Raw genomic sequence first — 15,462 nt, forward strand, 5'->3', positions numbered from 1 at the left:
GAATACGATGCTGTGAAAAAAGTAATAGGGTCGTCATTGGGTATACTGCGCTCCAGACTGCTCGTTTAAGGATTTCACTGAAGCTGGCAGTCCACAATGACGGCATTCATAAATGGGAATGCCATTTAATACGTTTCCCATCACATAGCCATGAACCTATATATATAACCTGCGCGAAAGCCTTAAAATTAAAGCGCAGTAGCAAGATGCGATTTATTTTATATGTCCGCCAGTTCACTTCAGCTATGAGAAATCATACGTAAAGGCACACAGCGCTATTTATCATTCGGTGGCCGACTGCTTTGATTGCGCCATAGCAATCCTTACAGGAGCAATATTGTGTTTGGTGACTCTTCCACTGGCGCTGCGCGCTCGCCCGGCTGGTGGCCGGTGATACTTTTCGTCGTTATCGGTTTGCTGCTCACCTTGCCTGTCTCAGCAGGCTCTCGCGAGCAGGCGGCCCGCATGCACGACCGGCTTGCAGGTGTGCCTGCCCCAGCCGATACGCTGGACACCATGGCCGCTCTCATTGACGCCGGCGACGATCACGCTGCCGCCATGCTGGCAATGGAGCACCCGGCTTTTTACAATGTCACGCTGAAACATTGGGTAACCCCCTGGACCAACGAAGCCTTTAGTATTTACGCCCCGCTGAATGATTACACCGCCACGGTTATCGGCATGATCCGGGATGACCTGGATTTTCGTGGTGTGCTCAGCGCTGACATTTTGTATGTGGGCGACCCGGGCCTGGGTCTGCCGCCCTATCAGACAGATGACAACGCGCATTATATTGCGTTAGAAGACAATGTTATTGACCTGCAGTCTGGCCTTATCCGCACCAGTCAGTCTGCCCAGACCGGCTTACCGGCAGAGGCGGCGGCCGGTGTGATGACCACCCGGGCTGCCGCTAAAGCATTTTTTAAAGACGGCACTAACCGCGCCATGTTTCGCTTCACCCTGATTAATCACTTATGCACCGACCTCGAAGGGGTAGCAGACATTACCCGCTCACCTGCCCGCATTCGTCAGGATGTAAGCCGCAGTCCCGGCGGCGATAGCCGGCTGTTTCATAACAACTGCGTTGGCTGTCATGCCGGTATGGACCCGTTGGCGCAGGCGTTTGCTTATTACAACTATACCTACGACGCCGACGCTGATCCGGAAGGCGAGCGCGGCGCGCTGCAGTACAACCGCCCCGGCACCACAGACCCACAAACCGGACTGCGGGTGCAGGCCAAATACTGGATAAACAATAACAACTTTGTGCACGGGTTTATTACTGAAGATGATGGTTGGGAAAACTTCTGGCGTGAAGGACCTAACCTCCATCTGGGCTGGGATCCCGCCCTGCCCGGTCAGGGCCATGGCGCTAAATCACTGGGCGAGGAGCTGGCCAACAGCGACAAGTTTTCCCGTTGCCAGGTTACCAAGGTATTTCGTGAGGTATGTTTACGCCCGCCGCAGGACGCCCAGGATCGCAACGAAATAGATGCCATGACAGCCAGCTTTGCCGCCAATGGCTATCGCATGAAGCCCGTTTTCGCCAACGCAGCCAGTTACTGTAAGGGAGACTAATGATGCCACACCCTACTTTTCCCGCTGCTCCGGTTTTACTGTTTATTACTGCCACATTATTGAGTGCATGTGGCGGCAGGGAAACTCAGGTTACTGAAAACCCGCTGCCCCCGCCGGCAGAGCAACCGGTGGTTAATTACACCGGACCTGCACCCGGCAGTGATGACGTCCGTTATTTCAAAGAGGCACTGTGGGATAATGTGGCGACAAACGATCGCTGCGGAAGCTGTCATGTGCAGGGGCAGCAATCTCCCACCTTCGCGCGCAACGATGATATTCATCAGGCTTACACTGCCAGCAGTGGACTGGTCAATCTGACCCGCCCGGCAGAGTCGGTTCTGGTTACCAAAGTGGCCGGTGGCCACAATTGCTGGCTGGCCAGCGACAGTGCCTGTGAGGACATCATGACTACCTGGGTGGAAAACTGGGCGAGCATGGCCGACGCCGAAGCCCAGCCTACCCGCATTGAACTGACAGCGCCCCCCTCCCGCTCGCCGGGCAGCACCAAAAACTTCCCGGATGATCCGGCGCTTTTTGCCAGTCATGTGCATCCGCTTCTGACCACGTATTGCGCGGGCTGCCACACCAGCAGTGCCAGCGTGCCTATTGCGCCCTTCTTCGCCTCCGGTGATGTAGCCGAAGCCTACGAGGCTGCGAAAGACCGCCTAAACCTAGACGCGCCAGCCGATTCCCGGCTGGTTGTGCGGGTTCGGGATCAGTTTCATAACTGTTGGAGCGACTGTCAGACAGACGGCGCCATGCTGGCCGACGCCATTCAGACCATGGCTGCAGGTATCCCGCTGACTGAACTCTCCGGGGACTGGGTGTATTCCGATGCACTCGGGCTGTTCGAGGGGGTACTGGCAAGCGGTGGCGGCCGGTTTGATGCCAATGTCATCGCCAAGTGGGAGTTTAAAACCGGCAGTGGCAACCAGGCCTTCGATACCAGTGGTGTGGATCCGGCCCTGGACCTGACACTAAGCGGTGAGTACAGCTGGGTAGGCGGCTACGGCATACAGTTCGGTAACGGTAAGGCACAAGGCAGTACCACCCACTCCCAGAAACTATATAACCTGCTGGTAGGCAGCGGGGAATTCGCCCTTGAAGCCTGGGTAGCACCGGCCAATGTGACCCAGGAAGGCCCTGCCCGCATTATCAGTTACTCCGGTGGCCGTGACCGCCGTAACTTCACGCTGGGACAGCAGCTTTATAACTACACCATGCAGCTGCGTACCGATAACACCGATGTTAGCGGCGACCCCATGCTGGTGACCGACGATGATGCCGAAGTATTGCAGGCCGCGCTTCAGCATGTAGTGGTGAATTTCAGTGCCGACGGCGGCCGTCAGCTTTATGTGAACGGTCAATACACCGGTGATTCAGACGAGGTGGAACCCGGCAACCTGCTTGACTGGGATGACAGCTTTGCGTTCGTGCTTGGTAACGAGGTATCCGGCGACCGCCCGTGGGCCGGGACCCTGCGGATGGTGGCAGTGCATAACCGCCCTCTCAGCGAGGAGGCCATTGCCAGCAATTTCGACGCCGGTGTAGGTCAGCAGTATTTGTTATTATTTGGCATCAGCCACCTGACGGACGTGCCTACCAGCTATGTGATGTTCGAAGTCAGCCAATACGACAGTTACAGCTATTTATTCAGCGAACCCCGGTTCATCTCACTGCAAACCGGCGTGGACATTGAAGGCCTGACAGTGGAAGGCATGCGCATTGGCATTAATGGCCGGGAGTCGTTTGCCGGACAGGTTTTCAGCCCGCTGCAGGCGGTGCTGAGTAATGCTGACTATACCGCTGAGCAGGGCGCGCTGTTATCCCGCCAGGGTACCATCGTGCCGGTAGAGAAAGGCCCTGAAAACGACGAGTTTTTCCTGACCTTCGACCGGCTTGGCGATGCTGAGCATGTGCGCGTTAGCGCCACACCGCCCGCCTCGGCAGCGCCGCAGGATCTCCCCGCGCACAGTGACATTGGGGTGCGTCACTTCGCCGAAATAAACGCCAGTATGGCTCAACTTACCGGTGTGGCTGCCAGTACGAGCGCTGTGAATGACACCTTCCGAAATCTGCAGCAACAACTGCCGTCAGTCACCGACATCGAAAGCTACGTGGCTGCTAATCAGATGGCCGTCACCCAGCTTGCGATACGCTACTGCGACACTCTGATTGAGAATGGCAGCTTGCGAAGTGCATTCTTCCCAGACTTTGACTTTAACGAACCCGCCTCCACCGCGTTTGCTGGAAATGCCAGCGCTGACATCATAACGCCGCTGCTGGATAACATGCTAAGTGCATCAGTCACAACCCAGGCAGACCGTCAGGAGGTGGCCAACGAAATCGACAGCCTGATAACCCGGCTTGCCCAGTGTAACGGGACCACCAGTTGCGATACCGGCTACACCCGAACCATTGCCAAAGCCAGTTGTGCCGCCGTACTTGGCAGCGCTGTCATGCTGATACAATAGGAGTGACCATGACCCGTTTACGTTCGCATTTCTTTAAAAAACGACCGGCTGGTGCGGGCCTGGATACGCCCATGCGTCACAATGATCATGGCCGCCCGGTGACCCGCCGGGAGTTCATTGCCCAGGGATTTTGTGCCGGCGCGGCAACGGTGCTGGGTGGCTCAGTGATGGGGCTGTTTGCCAGCCCGCGCCACGCTCATGCGACATTGTCAGCCGACCTGGAAGCCCTGAAAACCCGGTGCGGTATTGCGACCCAGGGCGCGGGAAAAATCCCTTTCATACACTTCGACCTGGCCGGTGGTGCCAACATTGCCGGCTCTAACGTATTGGTGGGCGGTAGTGGCGGACAGCTGGACTTTTTGAGTACATCGGGCTACTCCCGTCAGGGACTCCCCGGCGACATGGTACCCGCAGTTGCAAACCCGGCCACCGGATTGTCAGACTTCATTAACCGGGAACTGGGCCTGGCCTTTCACTCCGACAGTGCGTTTTTGCGCGGGATGTTAGAGAAAGTCAGTGTCACTCACCGCACTAACCTGAACGGGGCGGTGCTGCCCGCACGCTCTGAAAATGATACCGGCAACAATCCGCACAACCCACTGTACGGGATTAACAAAGTGGGAGCAGACGGATCGTTGCTGACGTTAATTGGCTCACAAAACAGTGAGTCAGGCGGCAATTCCATGGCACCGTTTTCGATGATAGATCCGGCGGTGCGCCCGACCAAAATCGACCGTCCGTCTGATGTTACCGGTCTGGTGGATACCGGCGACTTGATAGGCCTGTTGAGTCAGCAGGACTCGGTGGCCGTTATGGAGTCCATTCAGCGGATCAGCGACAGTCGCCTGAGCAATGTCAGTACCGCCATTACCCGCGATGAGGTGATCAAAGAAATGGTGCGTTGCGGCTACGTAAAAAGTGCCGACATAGCTGACCGTTTCGGCGACCCCTCCACCCTGGATCCATACCTGGACGCCCATATTGTCGGCCCGAGTGGAATTTTCACGGAAGAAGAATTTAACGCTGACAGGGAATTCCGCAAAACGGCGGCGGTGATGAAGCTGGTTATCAACGGTTTTGCCGGCGCCGGCTCAATCACCATGGGCGGGTACGACTATCATGATGGCAGCCGCGCCACCGGTGAAGTCCGTGATTTGCGCGCGGGCCGGTGTATGGGCGCGTGTCTGGAGTACGCGGCCAGAACGGGTATGCCGCTGATGCTGTATGTCAGCAGTGATGGTTCGGTGGCCAGTAACGGCATGATAGATGACTCGGTGGACGGGCGCGGCAAAGGCGTCTGGACCGGCGACAATTCATCTACCTCGGCCTCGTTCTTTATGGTGTACAACCCTAACGGCACCCCGCAACTAATGGGAGCCAACGGCGATGAGCAGGCCGCTCACCAGCAAATCGGATTTATGCGCCGGGATGGTTCCGTAGAAACCGCCTCCGCCCCGTCTGCCAACAACGTAAACCTGCTGGTAGAAACCGTGATCCTGAACTATCTGGCGCTGCATGGGGAGCAACACCGCTTCGCCGACTACTTCCCCGCTCATGGCCTCGGCAACGCCGCTTTGATGGACAGGCTGACCGCTTTCCAGCCCATCGTATCCGGGACCCTGGGCTGACCCCGACCGTAAGCCGCTTACCTTCAACTATAGGGGACACCCACCTTTTGGCAGCGCAAGTTTGCTGACCAAAGGTGGGTCTCCTGGCGTGGGGGATGAGCGCGCCAGGGCTACTTGGCTGGTGTTAATCGCGAGGCCTGGATCGCCAGTCCTTCACACACCGAATTAAAGGCATCGCCTTCTATCAGTGGCAAATCCGCAGGCAGCATCGCGCGGATTTCCTGCTGTACGATGGGAGACAAGCTCATGCCGCCGGTCATAAACAGCATTTGCGGGGGGCGGGCACTGTTTTCCAGACAATCGGCGATTAGTTTTTTAACCTTACTCAGCCAGGGTTTCATGGAGGTATTCAGATCCGTCCGGCTGATGGTCACATCGAACTCTGGCTCGATGTAGTTTAGCGGAAGTGTGACGCTGTCTTTGCTCGACAGCATTTCTTTCGCCATCCGTGAAGAGTTAACCAGCCGGGCCGACAACTTGTCGGTCTGCACGGTCAATAGCCGCTCCAGCGCAGCAGGCTCTGCCACCAGCGACATTGTCTGGGCGATATCCAAACCATACTCGTCAGAGAAAAACCGGTTCATGCGCGGGATATCATCCACTGCACACATATCAGTAAAGTATGTAGGTGGCACCGGCAGACTCGCCTGGGTCTTTTTGCCCTGCCCCATGGTGGGGGCAATGGCTTTTACGATGAGATTTTTATCACACTCCATGCCCCCCAGCCTGGCGCCCGTAACCGACTGCACATCGCCCTGGCGCTGCAAACTCAGCAGGTTTTCAGGTGACAGGGTAATGCAGCAAATATCCGTCGTGCCGCCACCGATATCCACCACCAGCACATCGGTGGGCTGAGGCAATGCTCGCTCAACCTGATACGCCGCGGCAATGGGCTCTTCCAAGAACTCAACCCGCGTAAAGCCGGCCTGGGTGGCGGCCTTGGTCATAATTTGAACGGCTTGCTGATTACCCTCTTCACCCCGGTTACCATGGAAACGTACCGGACGGCCAATCACCGCCGTATCCACCGTCTGATTAAGCTGAGACTCGGCGGCCTGACGAAAGTAACCCAGCTGGCGGGCAATCATCATCACAAAAGCTTCCCGCTGGGAGCTGTCCAGGTTGGCCCCTAAAAAGTTTTTTGGCGAGTAAATAAGACGGCCTTTTTGCGGGGTCGCGAGAAAGCGTTTAAACCCTTCTTCACCAAACGCGAACGTCCCGGTTTCTACCAGCTTTTGCAGCGGCAAATCCTCAACGGTCATGTCTTTTAGCAGGTACTGAATCGCCCGGCGTTGCAGGGCAGGAAGATTGTGAAACTCCCCTCTCAGATCATCCACCTTCTGAGAATAGACCTGTTGCTCTCGGGGATCCTTGGCGTCGTAATAGCCCTGTTTGGCTTTCTCTATCTGCTCGGTAATGGCGCGTTTTAATTGCGCCACTTTGGCTTCAACGGCCGAGGCGGGCGGCGTGGGCAGTTCATCCTCATAGTAAATAAACACCGACGAACGGATTTTATTCGAGGTGGCCTGGAGCGGATCCAGACTAATAAACTGAGACTGCTTACCGTCAAACCAGGCGACTTCTGAGTTAGATGTGCCGTAATCAATACCTATCGCTGCCATTGTCCTCTACGACGCTGTGAGCCAAAAGGCCGAGTGTAAAGCAATCCTTTCGCAGAATCATCACATGCTACAGTGGATAAAATTAAGAAACTGTTAAGTAATCAATGAAGCGGCGCTCACAATACCAGCGGAAACGATATTACTGATCGGTGAGCCCGGCAGAGAAGTGCATGCGCCGCTGGTTATCAAGAATGATGGCCTCTACCGTGGGCAGGGAGTTAATGAGCGCCATACCGGCCTCTAACCCTAATACAAACACCGAGGTGGAAAGGGCGTCATTGGTGGTACTGCTGGGGCCGATCACCGACACCGACTGCACCATAGACGCGGATTTACCCGTGGCCGGGGACAGTATGTGATGGTAGCGCTGACCATCTTCTTCGAAGTAACGCTCATAGTCACCCGAGGTTGAGATAGCGGTATTGCTGAGTGGTAATTTTACGGCCTGGCGATCTGCTTTACGGGGATCCCGGATCCCCACCAGCCAGGGCCGCCCCAGTCTGTCGCCGAGCAGCCGGGTATCTCCGCCGGCAGTGACCATGGCATGCTCTACGCCCAGTCGTTTCAGTTTCTCAATGGCTTTGTCTACCGCATGCCCCTTCGCAATACCGCCCAGATCAATTCTGACATCGGGGTGGGCATAAAACACGCTGTGTTGCTCTGTGTTCAACTCAAGATGACGATAATTGACGGCAGCTAACTGACTGGCAATAACCTCATCGCTGGGGCGCTTTTGGGCACGGTAATCGTAATGAAAGCCCACGCTGGCGAAGGTAATATCAAATGCACCGTTTGAGGTCTCACTCATTTGCTGCGCATACCTTAGCAGCGCAAACAGCTCCGCAGACACCACCACTGGCGCAGTAGCCGCTGACGCATTCAGCCGGCTGAGTTCGCTGCTTTCAATATACGGGCTCATTTGCTGATTCACCCGTTCCATCTCAGCAAAAACAGCGTCAATGGCAGCCTGCCCCGCCCGCTCCGTATCAGCCCAAACCTGCACTTCAATATTGGTGCCCATTATCGCGGCATCATCGTAATACCAGTCAGCACGCGCCGCGCCGACTGTAATTACTAAGCCCACTAAAATGCTGCCCAGCCATTTCGCCATGGTAAAAAATTTCTGATTGCTCATGGTGCAGGTATATCACAGCCTGCGCGACATAAAGACAGCCACATTTATACGTCGGTATGGCCATTCAGGTGGCCGCTTATAATTGAGGTATGTGCAGGTTTCGACGCTCCCGCCTCGCATCTGCTTATCCGGTGCAGCCTTTTTTACTCGCCGTTTTGCGTTATAGTGAAAGATAAGTCACACAGCTATCGACTCTGACCATGCCGACTACTCCCTTTAAACAAGTTGATGTTTTTACCCAGCAACCTTTTTGTGGCAACCCGGTTGCGGTGGTTATGGATGCGCAGGGCCTGTCATCTTCGCAGATGCAGCGTATTGCCCATTGGACCAACCTGTCTGAAACAACGTTCGTGCTACCTGCGACAAGTCCGGAAGCGGACTACCGGGTGCGTATATTTACACCCGGGCGGGAATTACCATTTGCAGGTCACCCTACCATCGGGACAGCCCATGCCCTGATGGAAGCCGGACAAATCACCCCCCATCGGCAACAACTGATACAGGAATGCGAAGCCGGGCTTATCGCACTGAAAGTCACCGAGTCTGATCATGGCCCCGCCCATATCGCATTCTCACTGCCAGAGCCGACCATTACACCGTTGCCCGCCGCGCAGGCCCAGCGCCTGAGCACGCTGCTTAACTGCAAGCTTTCCGCCGAGTGCCCGCCTGTGTTGGTCGATGTTGGTCCGCGCTGGATTGTTGCTCAGGGTCATAATGCCAAACGGGTGGCCCAGGCCAGGCCGGATTTTGTAGGGCTGGCCGCGCTGGATCGTGAGCTTGAGGCGACGGGAAGCTGCCTGTTCGGGTATCAGGACGGCGTGTTGCCCTGTGCCATTGAGGTAAGGTCGTTTGCGCCTGCCTGCGGGATCCCGGAAGATCCGGTTTGCGGTAGTGGCAACGGTGCCGTCGCCGCCTTTATCCGGCAATACGCACTACCCGTGCCTGACTCCCGAGAGCTTCGGTCCTACCAGGGCAGCAATGTTGGCCGTAATGGTAAAATTACCCTGACCATCGCAGCATCCGGTATTTCGGTAGCAGGCCAGGCCGTGACTTGTATTGAAGGGGAGCTGACATTACCGGAGAGATGACTGTCGATGACTAGGGTCATCCCGACGTCTGCAAAAGCTACCGTCATCCCGGCGAAGGCCGGGACCTCATCAACGGTCATGGTGCACGCGAAAAGAGTGATTCTTAATATTGCGGTTAGACGAGGGAGGTTGCGGCCTTCGCCGCAATGACGCGTTTCTTCGAGCTAAAAACAGCCCGTCATCCCGGCGAAGGCCGGGACCCCCTCAACTTTCATTGTGCACGCGAAAAGAGTGACTTTTAATATTGCGGTTAGACGATGGAGGTTGCGGCCTTCGTCGCAATGACGCGTTTCTTCCAGCGAATTAGTTTCGTCAATGACAACTATCTCCAGCCCGTCACCCTCGCGAAGGCGGGGGTCTCCTTCGTACGTGTAACAGACGGACAGGCGGGGTTCTCTAGACATATTCTTCATATAAAAAATTGTAATTGCAGGCGCTTGAATGGGGAGCGGGAGTCAAAACTGTATTATAGTAATGAGTAAGCAGATCTGGGAATGTTATTTAAAAGCCAAGCTTTACTGCTACCCACTTTCAATTCGGATTCAAAAGGAAAAAATGCACACATGGAAATTAAGTGTGGAAATTGCGGTTATGAAACCATCGTAAATGCTAGCCTAATAAAAACAGTAATTGGGGGCGGGATGATCGCCGGCGGTGCCGTTGGCTGGGTAACCTATGCTTTTGCTGGCCTTTTAGGATTCTATGGTGGCGCTGCGGCAATTGCCGGTCTACTTTTAGCTGGCGGCTCTTTCGTTCTATTAGGCAAAGATTTTAACATGGCTGTTTCAGTAGCTGAAAAGATCACAGATATTTTCAATAAAAAAGAATATGAATGCGCTAGCTGTGGGGAGACGGACTGGGAGTTTTCAGGTTTTGAAGATGCAGATGTTATTTCCGGTGATGCACATAAAAATGAGCTAAGATTAGCGATTTCTGAAGTCAAAAAAGAACTTTACATTGCATCTGGATTTTTATCTTCCAACGTGGTTAATGAAAATTTCATTCAGGCTTTAAGATTCACTCTGCTTCGTAATGTTCAAATTTACCTGATAGTTTCCGACTATAGGTCTCATGCTAGTTTCTGGATGAAACCGGGTTATGACGAAGCTTTATTCGAGCTAAATAAACTTTCTAGAGAATTTTCTAATCTACAGGTAATCCAGTCACACACTCATCAGAAAGGTATCGTAGTGGACGATAAATACGCTATTACGGGCAGTTTTAATTTTTTGAGTAATCAAAATGTTGTTCGAAAGGAAACTAGTTTGAAAGTTTTTGATATTAAAGCGATTAATAAAGTTAAAAGAGAGATGCTACCTAGCTAGTAAAATATGCACGATATAAGAATTTTAACATAATTTTTCTAACAAATACGTTCCCACTGGGTGCAGGTTCGCCAGCTTTTGCAAGTTCTTACGGAGCCTACGAATCGACATCGGGAGCAGCTAAAGTCGGTGGTGTTATTTTTGGGGGAGAGGTCAACTTCACCGTCCGCTCCTTGTCTTAAGCAGACCACCACCTTCGCGGTGGTGACGGACTGGAAATCGCCCGGTGCTTCCTGTCCGGCTAGGTCAAGACTTTGCAGAGCGTTTGTCAGATCATATGTGAGTCACTACATCTAAGTAGTTGCGCAACCTTCAGGTTGGCTCAGCAAAGCTCAGTATTCAAAGCATACCAAAGTCTGCTCACCAGCTTTTTGCTCTATAGGGGAGCACGTCAGTGCTCCCCTACTTATCATCTAGTCTTCTTCATCGTCTTCACCACAATATTCATCATGATTTGGATTGAGCTGATTAGCATGATTATCCAAACTATCCCAGTAGGCGTCGTTATTAGGATTCATGCTGTCACTTCTGTCATCGTTAGGTGAACGGCTCATTTGCTCTTCCCTCGTGTTTGTTGAACCTGTTTACCCCGGTTACCCATTGCCTGGTCATACTGCTTATTCGTGCCGGGGGTGCCTTTGTTAGGGTTCTGCTGATTTGCAGAGTTATCAGTAGGTTTGATGGTTAACATCTAAGCATCTCCTTATTTGCTGCTCGACTGGTAGTCTGCTTTAATCTGGCTTCAAAAAAAGGGACTTTTCAGTGAAACTCTTCAATCCGAAATTTAACGAAGGCATATTGTTCAATGGGTTTATGGACATCATGGTTCGCGCATTGAATGTGACCGACCCAGGCTCGGAATCAGATTTTTTCGTGAAAATCGCTCGTATGATAAAGCGTGATGACACGATCACTCACGATGAACAAATCTTCCGAGATTACCGGGCAAATGAGGTCGATGCCGAAAGGTTACTGGCGTATTTAGGCGTAGAGGTGCCCGATGTTCACGCCAACCACCATAGTTTCGATAAAAACAGCTATGGCGCATGGATACAGATTTACTATGCGCTAGACGGGTATATTCCCGCCAGTGAAGCTTCAGAGCCCTTGCATAGCTTTCGGAAGTTTATAGAGGGCCACTGTAAGTTGGAGTCCACGCAGTTAGCATTGGCACGTTCATCTCAAGATTGCTCATCTACCAATAAATTTATCAAAGAATGGCTATGGTTGACTGAGGTGGATCTAACATCTGAAAATCCGACACTGATGTTTCCCTACGTAATCCACATGATTATGTACTGGGCAGCGTGTTTTGAACTGTTTCTGGAGCTTTCTGATAAGTCGGACAGCGATTTCATCCTAAGTAAAATCCTTCCCACCTGTTATGAGAAAAACGGCGGCGTTTGCTTAAGCCACAGCAATGAAAAGCTAGTGACCCAGGTTAAGCATTTATGGGCAACTACGCATCACGGGAAGAATAAAATAACGAATACCCAGCTGTTCAGAGATATTCTTGTTAAGCAGTATAAAGACAAGGATATCGACACATCCTGCCTGTTTAGCTGTGAGGAAGATACCATTGACCCAAATACAGACGCTATAAAGAAGCGATTTCAGAGAATACGTGAAGGTAAGCTTTTTACGTTAAACCAGTTTCGTAAGGATATCGTCATTCTGAGAAGACCCTTTTGTGAATCTGAAGACGACCTGGCCGTCATCATTCCTTATTTACTTGTTAACCTCTTCACGGGGTGCCAAATGTCTTTAAAAGACACAGGGTGTGATATTGAGTTGATAGTGAACAGCTTTGAGAAATACCCCGAGCTTAAGGCGAAAGTACAGGAACGTTACAACCACTTCCGTGTTACGGGCGAGTTGCACCCCTGAATCGTAGTGCGTTATATCAGTGGCAAGGTGCCAGATTGCCCGAGTAACAGTTAGTATTGGACAGTCAATCACCCGCCCTACTATTACTTATCCTTGAACCTCTGGTTGGACTTGCCTACCGGAGTTTAAACGAGAAGTCATTGTACTGTCCCAGCAGCCTGGAGAAATTAGCTTACCCGGATCATGACCTTTGGGCTCCGGTAATCTTCGGTATCTAAAGTGATGTGGTTCATTGCGTTATCCAACCCCTGCAGACCGAGGTGCGCCTTAATGTAATTGTTATATGCACATCATCAGACAATGCAATAGATTGTGCGCACTATTTTAAAAGTATGGTTTAACTGCGCACCCGGGGCCAGCGAATCTAAGGCGTGGGGCGATATTAAGGCTGGGAGTGCAGCGTGTGTAGCCAGTGTTCGGCTGTTTCTTCAATTTGCTGAGCGGACGCTGGATCCATCTCACAAACAGCAATGGTCTTTTGTAGATAGGTAGGTTCACAGGTAATGCCCTGAAGGGCATAGATTAAATTTTCTTCTGCGATGGGCCCATAATGTGCATCGACTTCATCCCAGACTGCTTCACTTGGCTCTCCCCAATGGCGATACATCATCACTAAATCGACAATGTCTTTCCTTGGCTCTGTTCGATACCGATCAGCGTTGGCTAATATTTTGGTAACAAAGCAACTGTCACGATTTATGATGGGGACGCCCCACATTAAGTCGCAGGCAGCCTTTAACTGATAGTCGTCAAAAGAAACAAACTCAAGCTTAATGGTTATGTCATCGACATTTATAAAAGCCCGGACAGCATCACGGTCAGCGCGGATCTCCCGGGGTAAAGTAAACGGCTTATCCACCAGGTTACCAAAGGAATTATTCGTCACCTGTGTTCTGACTGCACGGTAACTTGCTTTGTCCGGACATAAAAAGTCGATATCAATGGATTTTCTGTATTCGTCTAGCTCTAACGCAATGCGAGTACCATCACCAAATAAAATTTGATTTTCAGAGAGGTAGTGAGAGTTGAATTGAGATAGTGCTTTTTTTATTGCAGCGTGATGAAGAGATTTCATAGATGATATTAAGCAACCAGCAACAGATCGTGCCCGTAGTCTTTGGCAAGCTTGTTGATTAGCTCTTTTTCATTATGGGTCAGGTTTTCTGGGTCAATATAAGGCCAACGCTTTTCGATAATTTCGAAAGCGGTTTTTTCATCAACTTCTTTGTCGTTCCAGTCCCAAAATACAGATTTAAGTTCTGGGTAATCGTCGATAATCAGCATTAGTACCCGTGACCTTGTCTTTAAATAGCATATAAATTGTACCACAGGGAGTCTGAGCACGCTATCTTCTACATTTAAGAACGCCTGTAATATCCACCTCTTACTACGTACACCTGTTGTCCCTGTATCAAAATGTTAAGTAGTTTGTGGTAAATCACTTTCACAACTTACGACTAAATTTGACGGTCCGGATTTATCTAGTGACCGATATATTTGATTTTCTTATCTCAAGATACTATATTTAATCCATAGACTGATTTATACAAAAAGCTTATCTGGAGAGAATTATGGCGGTTGCTGAGCAGTCCCAACAATTAGAAGCGGTCTCAAAAGCGCTACCGGTCGCGGTTAATATACTCAGTAAGTGGAAAGCTACTGCCGACCAGATGGCCGCCATCCTTGGCGTCTCATCAGCCACCATCGCTCGGGCGAAGCGCAAAAGCCATGTGACACTCACGCGTGACCAGGCTGACCGGGTGAGCTATGTACTGAACATTCATCAAGCGCTGCGAATTGTTTTCGACAATCCGGAGAACGTCTATGGGTTTGTTCATAAGAAGAACCATAACCCCTATTTCAACGGGGCGACCCCTTTTGAATTAATGGTAAAAGGGTCAATGGCAAACCTTTACGAAGTGTTTAAGCGGATAGATGCGTTGAGGGGGGCTCAATGGTAAACGCCAGCGAGCTCCCTGATTTACCCGTTACTGATTCGACCGGCTATCGGTTAGTTAATTCTAAGTTCCCGCCGATAGCATTATTTGATGATGTGGCTGACGCCGATGAGTTTGAGGCGGTGTATGCGTGCCAGACACTGACCAATCCCCGCCTTCAAAACGAGGTGGGTAACCTGAACCTGCTGCCAGCTGAAGAAATACCCTTTGGGATTGATGGTGTGTCTTATGCCGTCGCACCCTTCACCCATGTGAACCCAGATGGCTCCCGCTTTTCGGCAGGGGACTTTGGTGTACTTTATATCGCTGATACGGCTGAAACCGCCATTGAAGAGGTTAGACACCACCAGCAGGAATATTGGAATAATGTTGAAGGGTTGGCTTATGACCGGTTTGTCTTTCGGGAGTTGTGCTGCCAATTCCAGACATCAGTGTATAAAGATCTTCCGCGAACTGACACGAATGCGATTTATCTCGATCCAGATGACTATTCGCACTCACAACGACTCGGGTTGCAGTTAAAACAAAATAACACTGGGGGCCTTCGTTATCCCTCGGTGAGAAATGAAGGAAGAGAGTGCTTCGCGCTTTTTTCTCCCCGCACAGTCACCAGAGTCTTTCAGTCCAAGCATTATGAAATGGTGTACCGGGAAGGCCAGCTGACAGTAAACCAGTTGGTCGCATCGCCGGGGCGTTAACTCATAGCCAAATCAAGATACCTACTCGAAAAGAGTAGGTATCTTGTCATAGAACTCAATTTGTATCTT

General features: G+C 51.7%; 14 protein-coding genes. 8 read left to right on the top strand and 6 right to left on the bottom strand.

From position 1 onward, the window contains the following. Window positions 1–339: 339 nt before the first annotated feature. From OCL06_RS15865 to OCL06_RS15875, 3 genes are all read left to right on the top strand, one after another. Window positions 340–1,578 carry a hypothetical protein gene (locus OCL06_RS15865; protein WP_262996358.1) on the top strand — a complete coding sequence of 413 codons (1,239 nt, stop codon included), beginning with the start codon at window positions 340–342 and terminating at the stop codon, window positions 1,576–1,578. Continuing rightward, window positions 1,578–4,052 carry a LamG domain-containing protein gene (locus OCL06_RS15870; RefSeq protein WP_262996360.1) on the top strand — a complete coding sequence of 825 codons (2,475 nt, stop codon included), beginning with the start codon at window positions 1,578–1,580 and terminating at the stop codon, window positions 4,050–4,052. Before OCL06_RS15865 ends, OCL06_RS15870 begins: the two co-directional genes overlap by 1 nt. A gap of 71 nt (window positions 4,053–4,123) precedes the next feature. Continuing rightward, complete coding sequence (locus tag OCL06_RS15875) at window positions 4,124–5,680, top strand: hypothetical protein (RefSeq protein WP_373318507.1); 1,557 nt, start codon at window positions 4,124–4,126, stop codon at window positions 5,678–5,680. Window positions 5,681–5,790: 110 nt separating this feature from the next. Here OCL06_RS15875 and OCL06_RS15880 read toward each other — a convergent pair whose 3' ends face one another. Together OCL06_RS15880 and OCL06_RS15885 are read right to left on the bottom strand one after the other, a co-directional pair. Beyond that, window positions 5,791–7,302: an Hsp70 family protein gene (locus OCL06_RS15880; RefSeq protein ID WP_262996364.1), complete on the bottom strand. Its 1,512-nt coding sequence runs from the start codon at window positions 7,300–7,302 to the stop codon at window positions 5,791–5,793. A 139-nt stretch (window positions 7,303–7,441) separates the two neighbouring features. After that, window positions 7,442–8,437 (bottom strand): FAD:protein FMN transferase, encoded by a 996-nt coding sequence (locus OCL06_RS15885; protein WP_262996366.1) that lies wholly within the window; start codon window positions 8,435–8,437, stop codon window positions 7,442–7,444. 200 nt (window positions 8,438–8,637) lie between these two features. Between OCL06_RS15885 and OCL06_RS15890 the strand changes: the two genes are divergently transcribed. Beyond that, complete coding sequence (locus OCL06_RS15890; protein WP_262996368.1) at window positions 8,638–9,525, top strand: PhzF family phenazine biosynthesis protein; 888 nt, start codon at window positions 8,638–8,640, stop codon at window positions 9,523–9,525. A 494-nt stretch (window positions 9,526–10,019) separates the two neighbouring features. Further along, entirely contained in the window at window positions 10,020–10,850 is an 831-nt protein-coding gene (locus tag OCL06_RS15895) for a phospholipase D-like domain-containing protein (RefSeq protein ID WP_262996370.1), read from the top strand. 413 nt (window positions 10,851–11,263) lie between these two features. On the opposite strand, the gene OCL06_RS15900 is transcribed toward OCL06_RS15895, so the two are convergent. Together OCL06_RS15900 and OCL06_RS15905 are read right to left on the bottom strand one after the other, a co-directional pair. Beyond that, window positions 11,264–11,404: a hypothetical protein gene (locus tag OCL06_RS15900; RefSeq protein ID WP_262996372.1), complete on the bottom strand. Its 141-nt coding sequence runs from the start codon at window positions 11,402–11,404 to the stop codon at window positions 11,264–11,266. After that, a complete protein-coding gene (locus OCL06_RS15905; RefSeq protein WP_262996374.1) occupies window positions 11,401–11,541 on the bottom strand; it encodes a hypothetical protein in 141 nt (46 codons plus the stop codon). Before OCL06_RS15905 ends, OCL06_RS15900 begins: the two co-directional genes overlap by 4 nt. A 71-nt stretch (window positions 11,542–11,612) precedes the next feature. Here OCL06_RS15905 and OCL06_RS15910 point away from each other — a divergent pair, with 71 nt between their 5' ends. After that, window positions 11,613–12,737 (top strand): hypothetical protein, encoded by a 1,125-nt coding sequence (locus tag OCL06_RS15910; RefSeq protein WP_262996375.1) that lies wholly within the window; start codon window positions 11,613–11,615, stop codon window positions 12,735–12,737. A gap of 382 nt (window positions 12,738–13,119) precedes the next feature. Here OCL06_RS15910 and OCL06_RS15915 read toward each other — a convergent pair whose 3' ends face one another. Together OCL06_RS15915 and OCL06_RS15920 are read right to left on the bottom strand one after the other, a co-directional pair. After that, window positions 13,120–13,812, bottom strand: a complete 693-nt coding sequence (locus OCL06_RS15915) for a nucleotidyl transferase AbiEii/AbiGii toxin family protein (protein WP_262996376.1) — start codon at window positions 13,810–13,812, stop codon at window positions 13,120–13,122. Window positions 13,813–13,820: 8 nt separating this feature from the next. Next, window positions 13,821–14,021 (bottom strand): hypothetical protein, encoded by a 201-nt coding sequence (locus OCL06_RS15920; RefSeq protein ID WP_262996377.1) that lies wholly within the window; start codon window positions 14,019–14,021, stop codon window positions 13,821–13,823. A gap of 287 nt (window positions 14,022–14,308) precedes the next feature. Here OCL06_RS15920 and OCL06_RS15925 point away from each other — a divergent pair, with 287 nt between their 5' ends. Together OCL06_RS15925 and OCL06_RS15930 are read left to right on the top strand one after the other, a co-directional pair. After that, complete coding sequence (locus OCL06_RS15925) at window positions 14,309–14,698, top strand: MbcA/ParS/Xre antitoxin family protein (RefSeq protein ID WP_262996378.1); 390 nt, start codon at window positions 14,309–14,311, stop codon at window positions 14,696–14,698. Then, entirely contained in the window at window positions 14,692–15,393 is a 702-nt protein-coding gene (locus OCL06_RS15930; protein ID WP_262996379.1) for an RES family NAD+ phosphorylase, read from the top strand. The genes OCL06_RS15925 and OCL06_RS15930 overlap by 7 nt, the downstream gene beginning before the upstream one ends. Window positions 15,394–15,462: the final 69 nt, after the last annotated feature.

Source organism: Alteromonas salexigens (assembly GCF_025628895.1).
In the GTDB taxonomy this organism is placed as follows: domain Bacteria; phylum Pseudomonadota; class Gammaproteobacteria; order Enterobacterales; family Alteromonadaceae; genus Alteromonas; species Alteromonas salexigens.

Coding starts and splice junctions, on each gene's coding strand:
- OCL06_RS15870 (WP_262996360.1), top strand. CDS start 1,578: ATGATGCCACACCCTACTTTTCCCGCTGCTCCGGTTTTACTGTTTATT.
- OCL06_RS15875 (WP_373318507.1), top strand. CDS start 4,124: ATGCGTCACAATGATCATGGCCGCCCGGTGACCCGCCGGGAGTTCATT.
- OCL06_RS15880 (WP_262996364.1), bottom strand. CDS start 7,302: ATGGCAGCGATAGGTATTGATTACGGCACATCTAACTCAGAAGTCGCC.
- OCL06_RS15885 (WP_262996366.1), bottom strand. CDS start 8,437: ATGAGCAATCAGAAATTTTTTACCATGGCGAAATGGCTGGGCAGCATT.
- OCL06_RS15890 (WP_262996368.1), top strand. CDS start 8,638: ATGCCGACTACTCCCTTTAAACAAGTTGATGTTTTTACCCAGCAACCT.
- OCL06_RS15895 (WP_262996370.1), top strand. CDS start 10,020: ATGTTATTTAAAAGCCAAGCTTTACTGCTACCCACTTTCAATTCGGAT.
- OCL06_RS15900 (WP_262996372.1), bottom strand. CDS start 11,404: ATGAGCCGTTCACCTAACGATGACAGAAGTGACAGCATGAATCCTAAT.
- OCL06_RS15905 (WP_262996374.1), bottom strand. CDS start 11,541: ATGTTAACCATCAAACCTACTGATAACTCTGCAAATCAGCAGAACCCT.
- OCL06_RS15915 (WP_262996376.1), bottom strand. CDS start 13,812: ATGAAATCTCTTCATCACGCTGCAATAAAAAAAGCACTATCTCAATTC.
- OCL06_RS15920 (WP_262996377.1), bottom strand. CDS start 14,021: ATGCTGATTATCGACGATTACCCAGAACTTAAATCTGTATTTTGGGAC.
- OCL06_RS15925 (WP_262996378.1), top strand. CDS start 14,309: ATGGCGGTTGCTGAGCAGTCCCAACAATTAGAAGCGGTCTCAAAAGCG.
- OCL06_RS15930 (WP_262996379.1), top strand. CDS start 14,692: ATGGTAAACGCCAGCGAGCTCCCTGATTTACCCGTTACTGATTCGACC.